The sequence below is a fragment of the Pseudomonas sp. BMS12 genome (assembly GCF_001592875.1).
In the GTDB taxonomy this organism is placed as follows: Bacteria; Pseudomonadota; Gammaproteobacteria; order Pseudomonadales; family Pseudomonadaceae; genus Aquipseudomonas.
In genome coordinates, this window is the sequence record NZ_LSOF01000006.1 from 47,323 (window position 1) to 66,263 (window position 18,941).

Below are 18,941 nucleotides of genomic sequence, written 5' to 3' on the forward strand. Positions count from 1 at the left end.
AAGGGGCGGCCGCGAGCGTAGCTTGCGGACGTCCAAGTGAGCGGAGCGAACGACTTGAGACAATTGTTAGGCTCGGAGTTGAGCCGAACACTGATGCCGCAAACCCCGCATTTGCTTTACCGCAATGGCCTTGCAGGCGGTGCGACGGCTGCAGCCATGAACTTAATTGACTGCTTATTTGCTGCACGTTTTTGAAGATGGCCTGCGCGCTTTCCATGCGTTTACTTTCCTGATGGCTCTTGTTGCCTAACGTTTGGTTAAGGGGCGGGCTTTAGCCCGTCCCAGCGAGCGGAGCGAGCGATTTGAACCATTTGTTAGAAGCGGCTAAATGACCCACAGAATATCTTGCCCCTCGATAGAAATTTGCATGCATTCATACCCGCCGTTATCTGCCATGAGCTGCATTTCCATTCCATTTTCTAAACGCAAAATAATACTATTTTCTTGCAGCTGCCAGTCGACCATAGCAACGTTAAAAACTTCATAGAAGGTTGCGTCAGGCCATGTACCTTCTTCCCACTGTGCAATAGTTTTGCCATGGGATTTGAGAATTACTTGCGACTGGATAGTAAAGTTAACCTTGCCGAAGCTGAATTGGATATCGAATGGCCCAATGCGTAGCTGCGTTGTGCATTGGCCTATTGCTTCCGACAAGTCTAATTTTGGGGGTATTTGATACATAGCTTCTAACGTTTGGTTAAGAGGCGGGCTTTAGCCCGTCCCAGTGAGCGAAGCGAACGGTTTGAACCATTTGTTAGGCGCTATCTGATGTTGGAATTTCCATAGGGACTCTGGAGTCATACCCCATCTGCATTGTCATTATTTCCCCTTTACGCACGCGGCTATCCATCCAATCCAAAACAGAACGCGTTGGCTCACCATAACGAGCAGGATCAGGATGGCCGGGTACAGGGAAAGGGTGAATCGAAATAGACTGCCCACTCATTTGGGCGTCATGACTCTCAGATGGTAATGGAACTTGAAATACTTCGTTTCCGTAACCAAGAACAAGGAAAGCATACGGGTAACCCGTAACAGTTTTTTTGCGGCGCAAAACTAAAGCTGCAATGAAATCGTTTGGCATAGGCCCCGGCTGGAAGGCGTAAATAACGGGGCACTTGTTCAAGTACGCTTTAGAGTGATCGGTATCCCTAATCCACGCCATTAACCCAATGAAATTGGGAATTTCATCACCAGGCAGCAGCGTAACCCCAATTTTCATGAATGCTTTCAGTACGGCCACAGGAGTATAAGAGTCTCTCCTTAGTTTGAACGTGACCGTTTTGTTCTCCTCATCAACCTCGAAAATTGGATCATTTTCATTGGCCGTGACATTGAGCCTGCTTTGGTCGTATTCGATTCTCCAACCTGGCGCCTTTCCGCCTTTCTTTAGCGTAGGCACGCCACTTTTTCCTCTGATACGAATAAGGGTGCGCATTGGTTTTGACCAGTTCCCTAGATCATTTTCTATTCCTTTACCAAACCCTTCATTGCACGTATCACACTCATAGGAGCTTACAATGCTTTTATTTCCCAATAGCTCAGGTATGGCGTGAGCGACTTTCTTGAAAGTCACTTCCTGCGGCTGTTTTCCACAGAAGCGACACTTACGATTCTCCATGTCACCCAAAATTACTTTATCGCCAGGACGGACCAGCCATTGCCCAACTATGTCGTAGTTCTTTTCATAGAAATCAATGTTCGCCTCTTGACTCTGCATGACTCTTCCCCGGCTATGTGTGGCGTAGGCGCCTAACGTTTGGTTAAGGGGCCGGCTTTAGCCGGTCCCAGTGAGCGGAGCGAGCGATTTGAACCAATTGTTATGCATTAACTATTGGGACCAGAGGAAAAAAATAGAAAAACAACCGATTGCTAGGGGAAAGAAAATGTCTAGCGTATTTCTAGCTAGCGACCAAAATAAAAAGCTGAGACCGTGTCGATGTGTTATTGATGAGTGATTGTTTTTGACATGCTTCATGAAATCTTTATAGCCCATTGACGCTCTTGCGTCAGGAAATTCTGCCTTGTGTGCTTTGTATACAGCCAGCTTTCCGTCTACTTGCATGTATAAGAAAAATTTAACAAGGTAGTAGATAACGATAAGGCCTATAAAATTGGGGATTATATTGAGCTTTTCCTCTGAGATGGTTATTCCGAGAGGTGTAACAGATGTTGGTACAAGATCACCTTTTAATATCATAAAAAGTGATGTTGAGAAGATCAGTAAATTTCTACGAACTTTTCTTGTTAGCTCACTTAATGGGCTATCCAAAAATATTTCTTGGTAATCGCTCATTGCGGTTCCTGGAAAAGCATAACGGTTAAGCTAACGGGCAGACAAAAGCGTAGCTTTTGGCTGTCCGGCGAACGAAGTGAGCGACGTTGAGCGTATTGTTATGTTTCACTCCTGCATGACTCCCCAACCATCTTTCTGGCCACCAAACTTCTTGGCTCCAGCTTCAAGGTCGCTTTCCCATTCTGTGATTTCACTATGGGTTGGGGCGTGCATGATTTTGACTACTACATCCCATAGGTTTTTCTTGTTGGGTTGTACTTTGGCGTGAATTTTGTGTTTCTGCAGCATCGCTGCAAATTGCACTGCAGAATCTTTTGACTCGAAAACATGGTAGTAGTCGAAGATATATTCTTTGTTGAAGTCGAAGTCTGAGTCTTGCATTCGGCGGAGAACATCACCATTTTCGTCATTGGGAAACTGCACGATTCCTCCTTGAAACATAACGCTTTGCTCACCTGCACATACTGCGGAGAACGTTTTTGTGTAAAATGGAGCGCAGCGACAGACACAAAAACGAGCGTAGCAGTATGTGTCAGCGTGTAGCAACTTGTTACATTATTGACCGGCCAACTCTAGTTCGTTTATGAGCCGCATATCTATTCCTGTTATTTCTACAAACTTCTTTTCCGAAATATGAATCCAATTTGGGACAAGATCTTCCGTGAACTGAACGATTGAAAATTCATTTTCCCAAGGTCGTAAGCCTATCGTTTTTGGCCAGTGATCAACCCACATCATGGGAGGGCTCTTAGGCTTACTGCTAGTCTCTTCGTACTTTCTTTTAAAATCCCAAAGAGCCTTTGTAATTTGAACAGCCAAAGTCCAATACTTTTTGCTATCTAGATTTTTAGCCATTTCTTGGACAAGAGTAAACCGCTCTTCAGAGGTAGAATCAGGATTGTCAATACTTTGCTCGAAAAGCTTTGACTTAACATCCACATAAATATGCTCGATGACATTAGTTGTGGAGGTAGTATAATTTTCCGGTAAAGCAGAACAAACACCAACATACCTGGATTCATCTTCATCAGTAAAAATTCTTATCCGGCATATACCCTTGTTTGCAAGAACAAACCCTTCGTACTCATGCCGAAAGTCTTTAATTAATTTCAACCTCTACCTCCATTAGAATGTAACTAGTGTTTATACGACATGCCTAGGACTAGGCATTGTGTTTGATACTGGGTGCTTGTGGGTATTACTGGGCATTCTTGATGTCCATATCTAGGCATTATGTCCGAATGATTCTGCCGGCCAGCCCGAGACTCTCTGCCTCGCTCTGTGCGATCAGCCAGACCTGGTTGTTTTTGTCCCATTTGCCGCCGGCGTTTTTGATCTGGCGCTGCAGGTCGTTCTCGTGGAAGAAGATGCGCAGGGCGACTATGGGATCGGCGGCTTGGGGTTGGGTTTGGAACAGGGCGTATTTCTGTTCGACGATCAATTCGACCGTGGTGTAGCTGGTGTTGGTTTTGCGGTCGAGGCGGTAGCGTACGGCGACGAGTTGGTTGCCGTAGCGTTCGACCAGGCGTTTGGTGCCGTTCTTTCCAGGCTTGAGGGTTTTGACAACATCCATATTGTCACCGGGGGAGTGCGGTTGAGTGAAACCGCAGTCTGCCCCAGTGATGGCCATTTGCTCAAGCCGACGGCGAAGCGGGGCACCGTCGGCTGTGTGGGCGCTCAGTCCTGCAGCTGTGGCAGGTCGCGATAGAGCTCTAGTGCCTGCGGGTTGGCGAGGGCGTCGGTGTTTTTCACCGGTTTGCCGTGCACCACGTTGCGTACGGCCAGTTCGACGATCTTGCCGCTGATGGTGCGAGGAATATCGGCGACCTGGATGATCTTCGCCGGTACATGGCGAGGTGTGGTGTTGGCGCGGATGACCTCGCGAATCTGCGCCTGCAGTTCGTCGTTCAGCATGAGGCCTTCGCGCAGGCGCACGAACAGCACCACGCGCACGTCGCCGTCCCAGTCTTGGCCGATGGCGATGGACTCCAGCACTTGTTCGACTTTTTCCACCTGGCGATAGATCTCGGCGGTGCCGATGCGCACGCCGCCGGGGTTGAGCACGGCGTCGGAGCGGCCGTGGATGACCAGGCCGCCGTGTTCGGTTTGCTCGGCGTAATCGCCGTGGGCCCAGACGCCGGGGAAGGTATCGAAGTAGGCTGCGTGGAACTTGGCTCCATCGTCATCCTTCCAGAAACCGACCGGCATGGCGGGGAAGTGCCGGGCGCAGACCAGTTCGCCTTTCTCCCCTGTGACCGGCTTGCCGTCGTCATTCCAAACCTGCACGTCCATGCCCAGTCCCTTGCATTGCAGTTCGCCACGCCATACCGGCAGCACCGGATTGCCGAGGGCGAAGCAGGAGACGATGTCGGTGCCGCCGGAGATGGAGGAGAGGCAGACATCGCTTTTGATGTCGCGGTAGACGTACTCGAAGCTCTCGTGAGCCAGTGGCGAACCTGTAGAGAGAACGGCTTTCAAGCGGCTGAGCTTGTGCGTCTCGCGTGGCTTGGCGCCGGCCTTTTCCAGGGCGGCGATGAACTTGGCGCTGGTACCGAAGATGCTGATGTCCTCGGCGTCTATCAGGTCGATCAGGCGTTCCGCTGTGGGATGGAAGGGCGAGCCATCGAACAGCACCAGCGTGGCGCCCAGGGCCAGTCCGGAGACCAGCCAGTTCCACATCATCCAGCCGCAGGTGGTGTAGTAGAACAGCGTGTCGTCGCGGTGCAGATCGGTATGCAGCCCCAGCTCTTTAACATGCTGCAGTAGGGTACCGCCGACACCATGGACGATGCACTTGGGCACGCCGGTGGTGCCACTGGAGTAGAGGATGTACAGCGGTTGTTCGAACGGCACCGGGGTGAACCGCGGCTCACCGCCCGCCTGGTAGAAGTCGTGCCACAGGCTGACCTGGGCCGGTGTCTTGAAGTCAGCTGGCGTGGTGGCCTGATTGGAATAGGGCACTACCACCAGGTGCTGCAGGCTGGGCAGGCGTTCGAGGATTTCGTTTAGTTTGCTGGTCAGGTCCAGGTTCTTGCCGGCGTAGCGGTAACCGGCGGCGGCGATCAGCACCTTGGGTTCGATCTGGCCGAAACGGTCGATCACGCCCTGGGTGCCGAAGTCTGGCGAGCAGCTGGACCAGGTGGCGCCGAGGCTGGCGGTGGCGAGCATGCCGACCACGGTTTGCCAGGTATTGGGCATAAAGGCGGCCACTCGATCGCCAACCCCGACACCGGCCGCCTGCAGGCTCTGCTGCAGGCCGGCGACATGGGCGGCAAGTTCGGCGTAGGTCAGTTGCTCGCGCGAGCCATCTTCACCGATAGCCACCAGTGCCGGATGCTCATCACGTCTACGCAGCAGGTGTTCGGCAAAGTTCAGGGTGGCGCCGGGAAACCAATGGGCGCTGGGCATGGTGTTGCCTTCGCGCAGCACGCACTCGGGCTGGGCGCTGAAGCGGATGTCGAAGAAATCGACGATGGCCTGCCAGAAGGTTTCGCGCTGGTTCACGCTCCAGGCGTGCAGAGTCGGGTAGTCGGCCAGTTGCTGGCCATGACGCTGGTTGACGAAGTGGCGGAAAGCATCGAGGCGGGTGGCGGCGATGCGTTCGGCGGAAGGGGTCCAGAGGGGAGCGTTCATCGAGACATCCAATCAGGCAAGAAAATAGAAGCAGCCGGCGATGACGAGGCCGGAGTACACCAGGGCGATCAGGCAGTAGCCCATGATGTCGCGCGCACCGAGGCCGACGATGCCGAGCAGCGGCAGGGCCCAGAACGGTTGAATCATGTTAGTCCAGGCGTCGCCCCAGGCGATGGCCATGGCGGTGACCGCCGGCGCGACGCCGAGGGCCTGGCCAGCCGGTAGCATGATCGGCCCTTGCACGGCCCACTGGCCGCCACCGGATGGCACGAAGACGTTGACCACGCCGGCGCTGAGGAAGGCCAGCAGCGGGAAGCTGTCCGCCGAGGATCCCTGGATGAACAGCTGGCTGATCTGCCCGGCCAGCGACACGCCATCGGCGTTGGTGCCGGTCATCATGCCCATGATCCCGGCGTAGAAGGGGAACAGCAGGACGATGCCGCCGATGCCGCGCACGCTGATGTCCACGGCGCGCATGTAGCGCTCCGGCGAACCGTGCAGCAGCAGCCCGAAAAACAGGAAGATGCCGATCACCGTATTGAGGTCGAGGGCGAACCCCTTGGCCATGAAGTGGCCGATATAGAACAGCGCAGCCATGGCCACCAGGGCCAGACCCAGCAGGCGGCTGTCATCCAGGCGCTGGGCAGGAGTGTCGCGGGGTGGCAGTTCGCCTTCCGGTTCGGCCAGCAGGGCGGGGTCTGCGACCTTGCACTCCGTGGGGCTCGGATGCATGGCGCGGTTGAGCAGCGGCAGGCCGATCACCAGCAAGGCGATGATGGTCAGGTTGAGCGGAGTGAACAGGGTCATGCCGACGCCGATGGGCGCCTCGATCACGCCGCCGCTGATCCTGACCAGGTCGGCCCCGCCGCCGGCCAGCGCCAGCGGAATCGAGCCTGAGAGGCCGCCGTGCCAGATCAGGAAGCCCGAGTAGGCCGAGGCCACCAGCAAGGGGTAATCCACGCCCTTGACCTGACGGGCCAGCGCGCGCGCCATTACCGCGCCGATCACCAGGCCGAAGCCCCAGTTGATCCAGCAGCCGAGCAGGGCGATCAGGGTAATCATCAGGATCGCTTGGGTCGGGCTGCGCGGAATCGACGCCAAACGATCGAGCAGGCGGCGCAGTGGTGGCGCGCTGGCCAGGGCGTGGCCGGTGACGAAGATCAGGCCCATCTGCATGGCGAAGGCCAGCAGGGTCCAGAAACCGGCGTTCCAGTGCTTGACCATGGTCGGCAGGCCTTGCTGGGTGCTGAGCATGGCCAACGCCAGGACAAACAGAGTAAGCAGGGCGGAGAACACGAAGGGCGAGGGCAGGTAGCGCTGAACCAGCTGCACACTCCAGTGGGTGATGCGAGCAAACATGGGATTGACCTCATTTTTGTTGTTGTCGAGCGAAGCATCAGGGCGGCCAGGTTACGCTGCCTGAGCGGCAGCCCCTGCCAGGCCAGGTGGAGTTCAGCGTGCCAGCCAACCTCCATCCATGTTCCAGGCCGCGCCACGCACCTGCACGGCGGCATCGCTGCAGAGGAACAGGGTCAGCTCGCCGAGCTGCTCGGGGGTGACGAAATCCAGCGAGGGCTGTTTCTCCGCCAGCAACTCCTCGCGAGCGCGGGCGCTGTCGCCATCCACGGTGCGGTCGTCGATCTGCTTCTGCACCAGCGGAGTGAGCACCCAGCCGGGGCAGATGGCGTTGCAGGTGATGCCGGTGGTGGCGGTTTCCAGGGCCACGCTCTTGGTCAGGCCGACCAGGCCGTGCTTTGCCGCCACATAGGCGCTTTTGCCGGCGGAGGCGGCCAGGCCGTGGGCCGAGGCGATGTTGATGATGCGCCCCCAATTGCGTTCACGCATGCCGGGCAGAAACAGGCGCGTGGTGTGGAAGGCGGAGCTGAGGTTGATGGCGATGATCGCGTTCCAGCGCTCCACCGGAAACGCTTCGACCGGCGCCACGTGCTGGATGCCGGCATTGTTGACCAGGATATCGACGCCGCCGAAGGTGGCCTCGGCAAAGGCTGCCAGGGCCTCGATTTCCTCGACCTTGCTCATGTCCGCCGGGTGATGCTCGGCCCGCACGCCGTGACTACGCACGGCTACAAGGGCGGCAGCACTGTCACCGAAACCATTGAGCAGCAGGTCGGCGCCGGCCTCGGCCAGTTTCAGGGCGAGGCCCAGACCAATCCCGCTGGTGGAGCCGGTGACCAGGGCGGTCTTGCCTTGCAGGTTCATGTTGCTTCTCCTTGCCGCGCTGCGTAGGAATATTTTGAAAGCCGTCATTCCCGCTCAGGCGGAAATCCAGAAGCCCGTGGCACCTGGGCTCCCGCCTTCGCGGGAGCGACAGCAAGGGTGTTCTGCACACTAGGGGAACGCTGAAATAGTCGTCATTCCCGCGCAGGTGGGAATCCAACCCCCCCTAAGTAACTGAGCTCCCGCCTTCGCGAGAGTGACGGTAAATGGCATGTCAGAAGATCCCTAGACGATACCGGTGGCGTAGAAGGTGGCGATCACCACGAACACCGCCAGGGTCTTGATCAGGGTAATACCGAAAATGTCCTTGTAGGCCTCGCGGTGGGTCAACCCGGTGACTGCCAGCAGGGTGATCACCGCGCCGTTGTGCGGCAGGGTATCCATACCACCGGACGCCATCGACGCCACCCGGTGCAGCACTTCCAGGGGAATATTCGCGGCGTTGGCGGCGGCGATGAAAGTGTCGGACATGGCCGCCAGGGCGATGCTCATACCGCCCGACGCCGAGCCGGTGATGCCGGCCAGCAGGGTGACGGTGACGGCCTCGTTGACCAGCGGATTGGGGATGCTCTTCAAGGCATCGGCCAGCACCAGGAAACCGGGCAGGGAGGCAATCACTGCGCCGAAGCCGTATTCCGAGGCGGTGTTCATCGACGCCAGCAGTGCGCCGCCGACGGCGGTTCTGGTGCCCTCGGCGAGCTTGGCGCGAATCGCGCGGAAACCACAGATCAGCACCAGCAGAATGCCGAGGAGCAGTGCGGCCTGTACGGCCCAGATTCCGGTGAGCTTGGCCACTTCACTGGTAACCGGCTGCGCCATGCCGGCCAGTTGCAGGCTGTGCGTCTTGCCATACAGCTCAGGAATCCAGCGGGTGAACAGCAGGTTGGCGACGCCCACCAGGAGCAGAGGCGACAGTGCCAGCCAGGGGTTGGGCAGGGCGATATCGTCCGGCGTTTCCGGCTCGTTGCGCAGCTCGGTGCCGTAGCCTTCGCCGTTGCGCCTGGCCTTGTTCAGCTGGCGGCGCAGATAGAGCATGCCGCTGCCGAACACGAACAGGGTACCGACCAGGCCCAGCCAGGGGGCGGCCCAGGAGGTGGTGCCGAAGAAGGTGGTGGGGATGATGTTCTGGATCTGCGGCGTACCCGGCAGCGCATCCATGGTGAAGGTGAACGCGCCGAGGGCAATGGTGGCGGGAATCAGGCGCTTGGGAATGTTGCTCTGGCGGAACATCTCGGCGGCGAAGGGGTACACGGCGAACACCACCACGAACAGCGATACACCGCCATAGGTGAGCAGGGCGCAGACCAGCACGATCACCAGCATGGCCTGGCTGGTGCCGAGCAGGTGGATGGCGGCGGCGACGATGGAGCGCGAGAAGCCGGACAGTTCGATCAGCTTGCCGAACACGGCGCCGAGCAGGAATACCGGGAAGTACAGCTTGATGAAGCCGACCATTTTCTCCATGAAGATGCCGGTGAAGGCGGGGGCCACCGCGGAAGGGTCGGTCAGTAGCACTGCACCGAGGGCCGCGATGGGGGCGAAGAGGATGACGCTGTAGCCGCGATAGGCGGCGAGCATCAGCAAGGCAAGGGCCGCGAGGGCGATGATCACACTCATGGAGCTATCTCCTGGCGCCGCGTCGATGCGCAGCATTCATTGTTGTTGTCGGCGACCGGAGCGGGCGCGTAGCAGGGGATAGCGACTTCCATGCCAAATTGCTAAGTCATTGAAAAGTATGATGTATTTTTAATTTAAAACCTGCGGTTCGGCATCTTTGTCTCTATTTTGAGACGGCGACTCCACGGCAATCTTTCTGTACCGCCGTAATCTCGGGCCTGTCTCCGAACGTGGACAAGTCTCTGTTTCAGGACGCCAGGCCCAGGCTAAGCATCTTCTTGTACAGCGTGGATCGACCCAGACCGAGGCGCCGCGCGGCCTCGGGCACATTGTTGGCGGTTTCGGCGAGGGCCTGGCGGATTAGCTCGCGCTCGAAGGTTTCACGGGCTCTGTAGAAGTCGCCAACGGCCGCCGAGTGTGCGGCGCTCGCCACTTTCGGCAGCGGGCTGAGGCGGCCAATGGCGGTGCGCAGGGCGGCCGCGCTCAGCAGCGGCTCGTCGCCAAGCAGGGCGGCACGCTCCAGCACGTTGCGCAGTTCACGGATATTGCCTGGCCAGGCGTGGCTGGACAGCAGGGCCAGGGCGTCGGCATCCAGGTCATGCTGGCCCGGCAGTTCCTCAAGTACGGCTTCGCACAGCGCCGGTAGATCGTCGAGGCGCTCGCGCAGCGGTGGCAGCGGGATCGGCAGCACGTTCAGGCGGTAGTAGAGGTCCGCCCGAAAGCGCCCCTCGGCCACTGCCGATTCCAGGTCCAGCGAGGTGGCGGCGATCAGACGTACATCACTGCGGCGGATCTCGTTGGAGCCGACCGGTTCGAACTCCTTTTCCTGCAGCACACGCAACAGCTTGCTCTGCAGGGGCAGCGGCATGTCACCGATCTCGTCGAGGAACAGGGTGCCGCCCTGGGCAATCTGCAGCTTGCCGGGGCGGCCCTTGCGATCGGCGCCGGTGAAGGCGCCCGGCGCGGTGCCGAAGAACTCGGCTTCCAGCAGGTTCTCGGGGATGGCCGCGCAGTTGACCCCGACGAAGGGCTTGTGCGCTCGCGGTGAAGCACTGTGGATGGCATGGGCCAGCAGCTCCTTGCCGGTACCGGTTTCGCCCAGGAGCAGCACCGGTGAGTCGCTGGTTGCTCCACGTCGTGCGCGCCGCTTGACCTCCAGGCTCGCCGGGCTACTGCCAATGAAGTGGGCAAAGCTGTACTTGGCCTGGCGCGCTTGCAGCAACGAACGGGTCGAGGCCAGCTCCTCCTGGATCTGCATGAAGCGCGTCACCAGCGGCGCCAGGCTCTTCAACTGGTCGAACAGGGCGAAGCCGATGGCGCCGATCACCGTGCCGGCGTCGTCGTGGATCGGCAGGCGCATTACCACCAGCGGGCCGCCCGGAGTGTCGAGCATGTCCAGCAGGATCGGCTGGCCGGTTTCCACCACCTGGCGCAACAGGCTGCTGGGGATGACCTTTTCCACCTCCTGACCGATGGCCTGCGCGGCATCCGCCAGCCCATAACGACGGGCGTAGCGCTCGTTCATCCAGACGATGCGCGCGTCCTTGTCGACGATCACCGTGCCTTCGCTGGACTGCTCGACGATCTCGAACAGCGAACGGATCGCCAGCAGGCGTACGTGCTGGTAGTCGCGCAGGGTGGTGGCGTCTTTCATCGGTACTCTCGGCGGGCGATAGGAGGGGGCAGAGCTTAGCGTTCGCTGGCCATCGGGCAATCTGACCTTGGTCGCAGCGCCGGGGTTCAGCGCGCCGCCAGCCGGGCGCGCGCTACCCGCGAGCCGTTGTCGCGGCCGAGCACCTGACAGATGCGCGCGCCGGCGTCGATCAGCTTGTCCAGGTCGATGCCGGTGTGGATGCCCAGGCCCTGCAGCAGGTAGAGCACGTCCTCGGTGGCGACGTTGCCGGTGGCGCCCTTGGCGTAGGGGCAGCCGCCCAGGCCGGCGACCGAGCTGTCGAACACGCTGATGCCTTCCAGCAGGCTCGCGTAGATATTGGCCAGGGCCTGACCGTAGGTGTCGTGGAAGTGCCCGGCGAGCTTGTCGCGCGAGATGTCGCGGCCGACCACTTCGAACAATTGGCGGGTCTTGCCGGCGGTGCCGGTGCCGATGGTGTCGCCCAGCGAGACTTCGTAGCAGCCCATGGCCAACAGCTCCCGCGCCACCGCCGCAACCTGCTCGGGCGCCACGTCGCCCTCGTAGGGGCAGCCGAGAACGCAGGACACATAGCCGCGCACGCTGATGCCCTGGGCCTTGGCGGCGTCCATCACAGGCACGAAGCGCTCCAGGCTCTCGGCGATCGAACAGTTGATGTTCTTCTGCGAGAAGGCCTCACTGGCGGCGGCGAACACCGCGACTTCCTTGACCCCGGCTTCGACTGCGGCCTCGAAGCCCTTGAGGTTGGGCGTTAGCGCCCCGTAGACCACGCCAGGCTTCTGCTGGATGCCGGCGAACACCTCGGCGCTGCCGGCCATCTGCGGCACCCACTTGGGCGAGACGAAGCTGCCGACTTCGATATAGCCCAGGCCGGCGGCGGTCAGATCGTCAGTGAGACGCACCTTGTCGGCCACGCTGATCGGTTGTTTCTCGTTCTGCAGGCCGTCGCGCGGGCCGACTTCGACCAGACGCACGTGTTGGGGCAGGTTCATGGATTTCCTCGCAAATTGGTTTGGCGCCCCGCTCCAGAGGGTAAGGAGTGGGGCGCCCGAGTAGCAGCTGAGTTGCCTGTTATGCCCTCACCCTAACCCTCTCCCGGAGGGAGAGGGAATAGCGTGTTGCATCAGGCTTCTTCCAGCTCCACCAATACGGTGCCTTCGCTGACCATGTCACCCTCGGCGCAGAACAGCGCCTTGACGGTGCCCGCCTGGGCGGCGCGGATGCTGTGTTCCATCTTCATGGCCTCCAGCACCACCAGCGCGGTGCCGGCTTCCACGGTTTGGCCGGGCTCGACCAGCACGCGGACGATGCTGCCGTTCATGGGGGCGGTCAGGCCGCCATGCTGGGCATGGCTGGCTTCGACCTCGGCGATCGGATCGACGCAGCGTACCTCGTGCAGCTTGCCGCTCCAGTCCAGGTACAGCGCATTGCCGCGACGAATCGCCCGGTGCGCGCGGCGCAGGCCGTCCTGCTCGATCCACAGCTGCTCGCCCTGCAGGTGCGAGCGCAGCGGGCCGCGCAGGTGCACAGTGCTGCGTTGTTCGCCGCAGCTCAGGTGCAGGTCTGTTTCCGTCACCAGGCCGGAGCGCCAGCCGCTATGGCCGCTCCATGGGGAGTAGTAATCCTCGTGGGCACGCCGCGGCGCCTCGCTTTGCAGCCAGGCTTCGGCGGCCAGCTGCCAGAACTCGCCGGGCAACTCGCTCGCGGCCGGCAGCAGCTCGGCCTGGTGGCGTGGGATAAAGCCGGTATCCAGTTCAGCGTTGGCGAAGGCCGGGTGGGCCAGTACGCGGCGCAGGAAGGGCAGGTTGCTGGCGAAGCCGCCGACAGCAGTCTCGTCGAGCATGGCCAGCAGGCGCTGACGGGCCTGCTCGCGGTCCTCGCCCCAGGCGATCAGCTTGGCCAGCATGGGGTCGTAGAAGGGCGAGACGGTGTCGCCCTCGGTCACGCCGCTGTCCACGCGGCGGCCTTCGCCGGCGACCGGCTCGCGATACAGCTTGAGGTCGCCGGAGGCGGGCAGGAAGTCCTGCTCGGTGTCCTCGGCGTACAGGCGCACCTCGATGGCATGGCCATTGAGCGGCACCTGCTCCTGGGTAATCGGCAGCGCTTCGCCACGGGCCACGCGAATCTGCCAGGCCACCAGGTCGAGGCCGGTGATGGCCTCGGTGACCGGGTGTTCAACTTGGAGCCGCGTATTCATCTCCATGAAGAAGAACTGGCCGCGGGCATCCAGCAGGAACTCCACGGTACCGGCGCCGACATAGCCGATGGCCTGGGCGGCCTTGACCGCCGCCTCGCCCATGGCGCGGCGCAGCTCGGGCGACAGGCCCGGAGCCGGAGCTTCTTCGACCACTTTCTGGTGGCGGCGCTGGATCGAGCAGTCGCGCTCGTTGAGGTACAGGCAGTTGCCGTGGCTGTCGGCGAATACCTGGATCTCCACGTGGCGCGGCTGCAGCACGTATTTTTCCACCAGCATGCGCGAGTCGCCGAAGGCCGACTGGGCTTCGCGCTGGGCAGAGGCCAGAGTCTCAGCCAGCTCGGATTCGCGTTCGACCACCTTCATGCCCTTGCCACCGCCACCGGCGGCGGCCTTGAGCAGCACCGGATAGCCGATACGTTCGGCGGCGACGCGGAAGGTTTCCACGTCCTGCGCCTCGCCGTGGTAGCCGGGCACCAGCGGCACGCCGGCGTCCTCCATCAGCCCCTTGGCCGCGGACTTGCTGCCCATGGCGTCGATGGCCGACGCCGGTGGGCCGAGAAATACCAGCCCGGCTGCCTCAATGGCGCGGGCGAAGCCGGCGTTCTCGGAGAGGAAGCCGTAACCCGGATGGATGGCCTGGGCGCCACTGGCCTTGGCCGCGGCGATGATCTTGTCGACCAGCAGGTAGCTCTCGGCCGGCTTGGCGCCGCCGAGGTTGATCGCGATGTCGGCCTCGCGCACATGGCGTGCCTGGGCGTCGATGGCGCTGTGCACGGCCACGGTCTTCAGGCCCTGGGCCTTGGCGGTGCGCATCACCCGGCAGGCGATCTCGCCGCGGTTGGCGACCAGCAGGGTGTCGATGTGCTTGTGGCTCATGCTTGTGGCTCCTGCCAGGCGGGCGTGCGTTTTTCCAGGAAGGCGTTGAGTCCCTCCTGGCCTTCCGGGCTGACGCGGATGCGGGCGATGGCGTTCTCGGTGTAGCGGCGCAGGGCAGGGCTGAGCACGCCGCTGGCCACTTCGCGTAGCAGGTCCTTGCTGGCCTGCATGGCCTGCGGGCTGTTGAGCAGCAGGTTGCCGATCCAACTCTCGACCTGAGCGTCCAGCTCGGCGGCAGGATACGCCTCGGCCAGCAGGCCCAGCTCGCGGGCGCGGCTGCCGGAGAAACGCTCGGCGGTCAGCGCATAACGGCGCGCGACGCGTTCGCCGAGGGCCTGGACCACGAAGGGGCTGATCACGGCCGGGGCCAGGCCGATGCGTACTTCGGACAGCGAGAAAAGCGCATCCTCGCTGCCGATGGCCATGTCGCAGCAACTGACCAGGCCTACCGCGCCGCCGAAGGCTGCGCCCTGGACCACGGCCAGGGTCGGAATCTTCAGGCCGTTGAGGTTGTACATCAGCTCGGCCAGCTCGCGGGCGTCATTCAGGTTGGCGTTGTAGTCGAGCTTGGCGCTGGCCTGCATCCAGGCCAGGTCGGCGCCGGCGGAGAAGTGCTTGCCGCGCCCGCGCAGCAGCAGGAAGCGCAGGCTCTTGTCGGCGCCGATGGCGTCGATGGCGAGGATCAGCTCGCGGATCATCTCGGCATTGAAGGCGTTGTTCTTGTCCGGACGGCTCAGCCAAAGGGTGGCGAAGCCGCGCGGGTCTGTTTCCAGCTGTACGGTGGTGAAGTCGGTCATGGCGGCTCCAGGTATTCGGCTTTTGCTCCCTCTCCCACTGGGAGAGGGTTGGGGTGAGGGTATAGGGCGAGTTGCACATGGCATCCCTCACCCCCGGCCCCTCTCCCAAAGGGAGAGGGGAGTCAAAGGTCTTACATGCGGAACACCCCGAAGGTGGTCGGCTCGATGGGTGCATTGAGGCTGGCGGATAGGGCCAGGCCGAGCACGTCGCGGGTCTGCGCCGGGTCGATCACGCCGTCGTCCCACAGGCGGGCGCTGGAGTAGTAGGCGTGGGCCTGCTGTTCGTACTGGGCGACGATGGGCTGCTTGATGCGCGCCTCTTCTTCGTCGCTGAACGGGTGGCCGGCACGGGCGGCCTGCTCGCGCTTGACCTGTACCAAGACGCCTGCGGCCTGCTCGGCACCCATCACGCCGATCCGCGCGTTGGGCCACATCCACAGAAAGCGCGGGTCGTAGGCGCGGCCGCACATGCCGTAGTTACCGGCGCCGAAGCTGCCGCCGATGATCACGGTGAACTTCGGTACGCGGGCACAGGCCACGGCGGTGACCAGCTTGGCGCCGTGCTTGGCGATGCCACCTTCCTCGTACTTCTTGCCAACCATAAAGCCGGTGATGTTCTGCAAAAACAGCAGCGGGATGCCGCGCTGGCAGGCCAGTTCGATGAAGTGCGCGCCTTTCTGCGCCGCTTCGGCGAAGAGGATGCCGTTGTTCGCCAGGATGGCCACCGGGTAGCCGTGGACATGAGCGAAGCCGCAGACCAGGGTGGTGCCGAACAGAGCCTTGAATTCATCGAATGCGCTGCCGTCGACCACGCGGGCGATAACCTCGCGCACGTCGAAGGGCTGCTTGGCGTCGGCCGGGATGACGCCGTACAGCTCCTCGGCAGCATGCAGCGGGGCGATGGGTTCGCGCGCCTGCAACTGGCCGAGCTTGCGCCAGTTGAGGTTGGCGACGCTGCGGCGGGCCAGGGCCAGGGCGTGCTCGTCGTTCTCGGCGTAGTGGTCCGCCACGCCGCTGGTCTTGCAGTGCACATCGGCGCCGCCAAGTTCCTCGGCAGTCACCACCTCGCCGGTGGCGGCCTTCACCAGCGGCGGGCCGGCCAGGAAGATGGTGGCCTGGTTGCGCACCATGATGGTCTCGTCGCTCATCGCCGGCACGTAGGCGCCGCCGGCAGTGCAGGAGCCCATGACCACGGCGATCTGTGGAATCCCCATCGCGCTCATATTGGCCTGGTTGAAGAAGATGCGTCCGAAGTGCTCGCGGTCGGGGAACACCTCTTCCTGGCGCGGCAGGTTGGCGCCGCCAGAGTCGACCAGATAGATGCACGGCAGGCGGTTCTGCTGGGCGATGGTCTGGGCACGCAGGTGTTTCTTCACGGTCAGCGGGTAGTAGCTGCCGCCTTTCACCGTGGCGTCGTTGGCGATGATCATGCACTCGACGCCTTCGACGCGGCCGATGCCGGCGACCACGCCAGCGGCCGGCACGTCCTCGCCGTAGACCTCATGGGCAGCCAGCTGGCCGACTTCGAGGAAGGGCGAGCCGAGATCCAGCAAGCGATTGATGCGCTCGCGCGGCAGCAGCTTGCCGCGCGAGGTGTGGCGTTCCTGGGCCTTGGCGCCGCCGCCTTCATGAACGCGGGCGAGGAGGGCGCGCAGGTCGTTCACCTGGGCGAGCATGGCGGCCTGGTTGGCGGCGAACTCCGGCGAACGGGTGTTGATCTGGGTATGCAGGATGGCCATTGGGGCGCTCCGAGTTGCAGGCTTTAGCTCCCCTCTCTCGTTCACGGGAGAGGGGCTGGGGGAGAGGGTATTGCAGGCCGCTCCGGCCCTCTCCCTAACCCTCTCCCACAAGTGGGAGAGGGGACTGGTCGTGCATCACTTGGTCTCGTTGAACAGCTCGCGGCCGATCAGCATGCGGCGGATTTCGCTGGTGCCGGCGCCGATCTCGTACAACTTGGCGTCACGCAACAGGCGGCCAGCCGGGTACTCGTTGGTGTAGCCGTTGCCGCCCAGCAGTTGGATGGTGTCGAGCGCCATCTTGGTGGCCATCTCGGCGGTGTAGAGGATTACCGCGGCGGCGTCCTTGCGCGATTCCTCGCCGCGGTCGCAGGCCTTGGCCACGTTGTACAGGTAGGACTTGGAGGCGTTCATGCCGGCGTACATGTCGGCCAGCTTGCCTTGCACCAGTTGGAACTCGCCGATCGACTGCTTGAACTGCTGGCGCTCGTGCACGTAGGGCAGCACCACGTCCATGCAGGCGCTCATGATCCCGGTCGGGCCGCCGGAGAGCACGGTGCGTTCGTAGTCCAGGCCGCTCATCAGCACGCGTACGCCAGCACCCTCGGCGCCGAGGATGTTTTCCTCTGGCACTTCGCAGTCCTCGAACACCAGTTCGCAGGTGTTGGAGCCGCGCATGCCCAGCTTGTCCAGCTTCTGGTGGCGAGAGAAGCCCTTGTAATCGCGTTCGACGATGAAGGCGGTCATGCCGCGCGAGCCGGCGTTGATGTCGGTCTTGGCATAGATCACGTAGGTGTTGGCGTCCGGGCCGTTGGTGATCCACATCTTGTTGCCGTTGAGTACGTAGCGGTCGCCGCGCTTCTCGGCGCGCAGCTTCATCGACACCACGTCGGAGCCGGCATTCGGCTCGCTCATGGCCAGGGCGCCGACATGCTCGCCGGAGCACAGCTTGGGTAGGTACTTGGCCTTCTGTTCGTGAGTGCCGTTCTTGCGGATCTGGTTCAGGCACAGGTTGGAGTGGGCACCGTAGGACAGACCGACCGAGGCGCTGGCGCGGCTGATCTCTTCCATCGCCACCACGTGGGCCAGGTAGCCCATGTTGGTGCCGCCGTATTCCTCTTCCACGGTCATACCGAGCAGGCCCATGTCGCCGAACTTGCGCCACATGTCCATGGGGAACTCGTTGTCGCGGTCGATCTGCGCGGCACGCGGGGCCAGCTCGGCCTGAGCGAACTGGTAAACCGAGTCGCGCAGCATGTCGATGGTCTCGCCGAGACCGAAGTTGAGGGTTGGGTAGCTCATGGTTCCACCTGTGATTATCTTTGTAAGGTTCAGGAAGTAACTTTCTGATTTTTAATGGTTTCTGCCATTGCCAGCTGGCAGCGCTCCTCGGCGGTATCCAGTTCCAGCTGCATCTGGCGGATGTCGAGCATCTGCTGCTCCAACTGGCTGCGGCGCTGGTCGATCTTGGCCATGAAGGTCTCCAGCTGCTTGCGGTTGCCGCTGGCGGGGTCGTACAGCTCGATCAGCTCCTTGCATTCGGCAAGGGAGAAGCCGATGCGCTTGCCGCGCAGGATCAGCTTGAGGGTGACCTTGTCCTTGGCGCTGTAGATGCGCTCCTGGCCGCGCCGCTCGGGGCTGAGCATGCCTTGCTCCTCGTAGAAGCGGATGGCGCGGGTGGTGATGTCCAGTTCGCGGGCCAGGTCGGAGATGGAGTAGGGGGCAGGCATGGAGGTTACCGTCGAGTGCTTTACGTTAACGTAAGGCATGTTTACGTTAACGTCAACGTAATGACGGGGAAGCCGTCTGGAGGAGTGACCAGGACTCAACAGAAATCGCGGCTGAAGCCGCTCCCACGGGTAGGTCTTGTGGGGGTAGAAACAGAAAGCCCCGCAAATGC

18 protein-coding genes are annotated in these 18,941 nt (G+C 61.4%); all 18 read right to left on the minus strand.

The features are described 5' to 3' along the window. A partial coding sequence (locus tag AYB31_RS21960; protein ID WP_236715510.1) for a hypothetical protein occupies nt 1-217 on the minus strand: 217 nt, incomplete at its 3' end. Nucleotides 218-324: 107 nt separating this feature from the next. Next, complete coding sequence (locus AYB31_RS06385) at nt 325-681, minus strand: hypothetical protein (protein ID WP_068826926.1); 357 nt, start codon at nt 679-681, stop codon at nt 325-327. Between the two features lie 73 nt (nt 682-754). Then, the gene (locus AYB31_RS21050) at nt 755-1,720 is read right to left on the minus strand and encodes an HNH endonuclease (RefSeq protein WP_082805221.1); all 966 of its coding nucleotides are present in this window, start codon (nt 1,718-1,720) and stop codon (nt 755-757) included. A 111-nt stretch (nt 1,721-1,831) separates the two neighbouring features. Continuing rightward, on the minus strand, nt 1,832-2,296 hold the full coding sequence (locus tag AYB31_RS21360) for a hypothetical protein (protein ID WP_153020653.1): 465 nt from the start codon (nt 2,294-2,296) through the stop codon (nt 1,832-1,834). A 105-nt stretch (nt 2,297-2,401) separates the two neighbouring features. Further along, nucleotides 2,402-2,719 carry a ribonuclease E inhibitor RraB gene (locus AYB31_RS06390; RefSeq protein WP_161489375.1) on the minus strand — a complete coding sequence of 106 codons (318 nt, stop codon included), beginning with the start codon at nt 2,717-2,719 and terminating at the stop codon, nt 2,402-2,404. A gap of 132 nt (nt 2,720-2,851) precedes the next feature. Further along, nucleotides 2,852-3,409 (minus strand): hypothetical protein, encoded by a 558-nt coding sequence (locus AYB31_RS21365; RefSeq protein WP_153020654.1) that lies wholly within the window; start codon nt 3,407-3,409, stop codon nt 2,852-2,854. A 118-nt stretch (nt 3,410-3,527) separates the two neighbouring features. After that, the gene (locus tag AYB31_RS06395; protein ID WP_068826930.1) at nt 3,528-3,869 is read right to left on the minus strand and encodes a hypothetical protein; all 342 of its coding nucleotides are present in this window, start codon (nt 3,867-3,869) and stop codon (nt 3,528-3,530) included. Nucleotides 3,870-3,973: 104 nt separating this feature from the next. Next, nucleotides 3,974-5,929, minus strand: coding sequence for an acetoacetate--CoA ligase (locus tag AYB31_RS06400; protein ID WP_068826932.1), 1,956 nt, complete (start codon nt 5,927-5,929; stop codon nt 3,974-3,976). 12 nt (nt 5,930-5,941) lie between these two features. Continuing rightward, nucleotides 5,942-7,288 (minus strand): short-chain fatty acid transporter, encoded by a 1,347-nt coding sequence (locus AYB31_RS06405; RefSeq protein WP_068826934.1) that lies wholly within the window; start codon nt 7,286-7,288, stop codon nt 5,942-5,944. Between the two features lie 93 nt (nt 7,289-7,381). Beyond that, the gene (locus AYB31_RS06410; protein WP_068826936.1) at nt 7,382-8,149 is read right to left on the minus strand and encodes a 3-hydroxybutyrate dehydrogenase; all 768 of its coding nucleotides are present in this window, start codon (nt 8,147-8,149) and stop codon (nt 7,382-7,384) included. Between the two features lie 243 nt (nt 8,150-8,392). Then, complete coding sequence (locus AYB31_RS06415) at nt 8,393-9,784, minus strand: GntP family permease (protein ID WP_068826938.1); 1,392 nt, start codon at nt 9,782-9,784, stop codon at nt 8,393-8,395. A gap of 247 nt (nt 9,785-10,031) precedes the next feature. After that, nucleotides 10,032-11,438, minus strand: coding sequence for a sigma-54 interaction domain-containing protein (locus AYB31_RS06420; protein WP_068826940.1), 1,407 nt, complete (start codon nt 11,436-11,438; stop codon nt 10,032-10,034). A gap of 86 nt (nt 11,439-11,524) precedes the next feature. After that, nucleotides 11,525-12,427 carry a hydroxymethylglutaryl-CoA lyase gene (locus AYB31_RS06425; RefSeq protein ID WP_068826942.1) on the minus strand — a complete coding sequence of 301 codons (903 nt, stop codon included), beginning with the start codon at nt 12,425-12,427 and terminating at the stop codon, nt 11,525-11,527. A gap of 131 nt (nt 12,428-12,558) precedes the next feature. Continuing rightward, nucleotides 12,559-14,508 (minus strand): acetyl/propionyl/methylcrotonyl-CoA carboxylase subunit alpha, encoded by a 1,950-nt coding sequence (locus tag AYB31_RS06430; protein ID WP_068826944.1) that lies wholly within the window; start codon nt 14,506-14,508, stop codon nt 12,559-12,561. Next, complete coding sequence (locus AYB31_RS06435) at nt 14,505-15,305, minus strand: gamma-carboxygeranoyl-CoA hydratase (protein ID WP_068826946.1); 801 nt, start codon at nt 15,303-15,305, stop codon at nt 14,505-14,507. Before AYB31_RS06435 ends, AYB31_RS06430 begins: the two co-directional genes overlap by 4 nt. 131 nt (nt 15,306-15,436) lie before the next feature. After that, nucleotides 15,437-17,044 (minus strand): carboxyl transferase domain-containing protein, encoded by a 1,608-nt coding sequence (locus tag AYB31_RS06440; protein WP_068826948.1) that lies wholly within the window; start codon nt 17,042-17,044, stop codon nt 15,437-15,439. A gap of 135 nt (nt 17,045-17,179) precedes the next feature. Continuing rightward, nucleotides 17,180-18,343, minus strand: a complete 1,164-nt coding sequence (locus AYB31_RS06445) for an isovaleryl-CoA dehydrogenase (protein WP_068826950.1) — start codon at nt 18,341-18,343, stop codon at nt 17,180-17,182. A 29-nt stretch (nt 18,344-18,372) separates the two neighbouring features. Continuing rightward, complete coding sequence (locus AYB31_RS06450; protein WP_068826952.1) at nt 18,373-18,771, minus strand: MerR family transcriptional regulator; 399 nt, start codon at nt 18,769-18,771, stop codon at nt 18,373-18,375. Nucleotides 18,772-18,941: the final 170 nt, after the last annotated feature.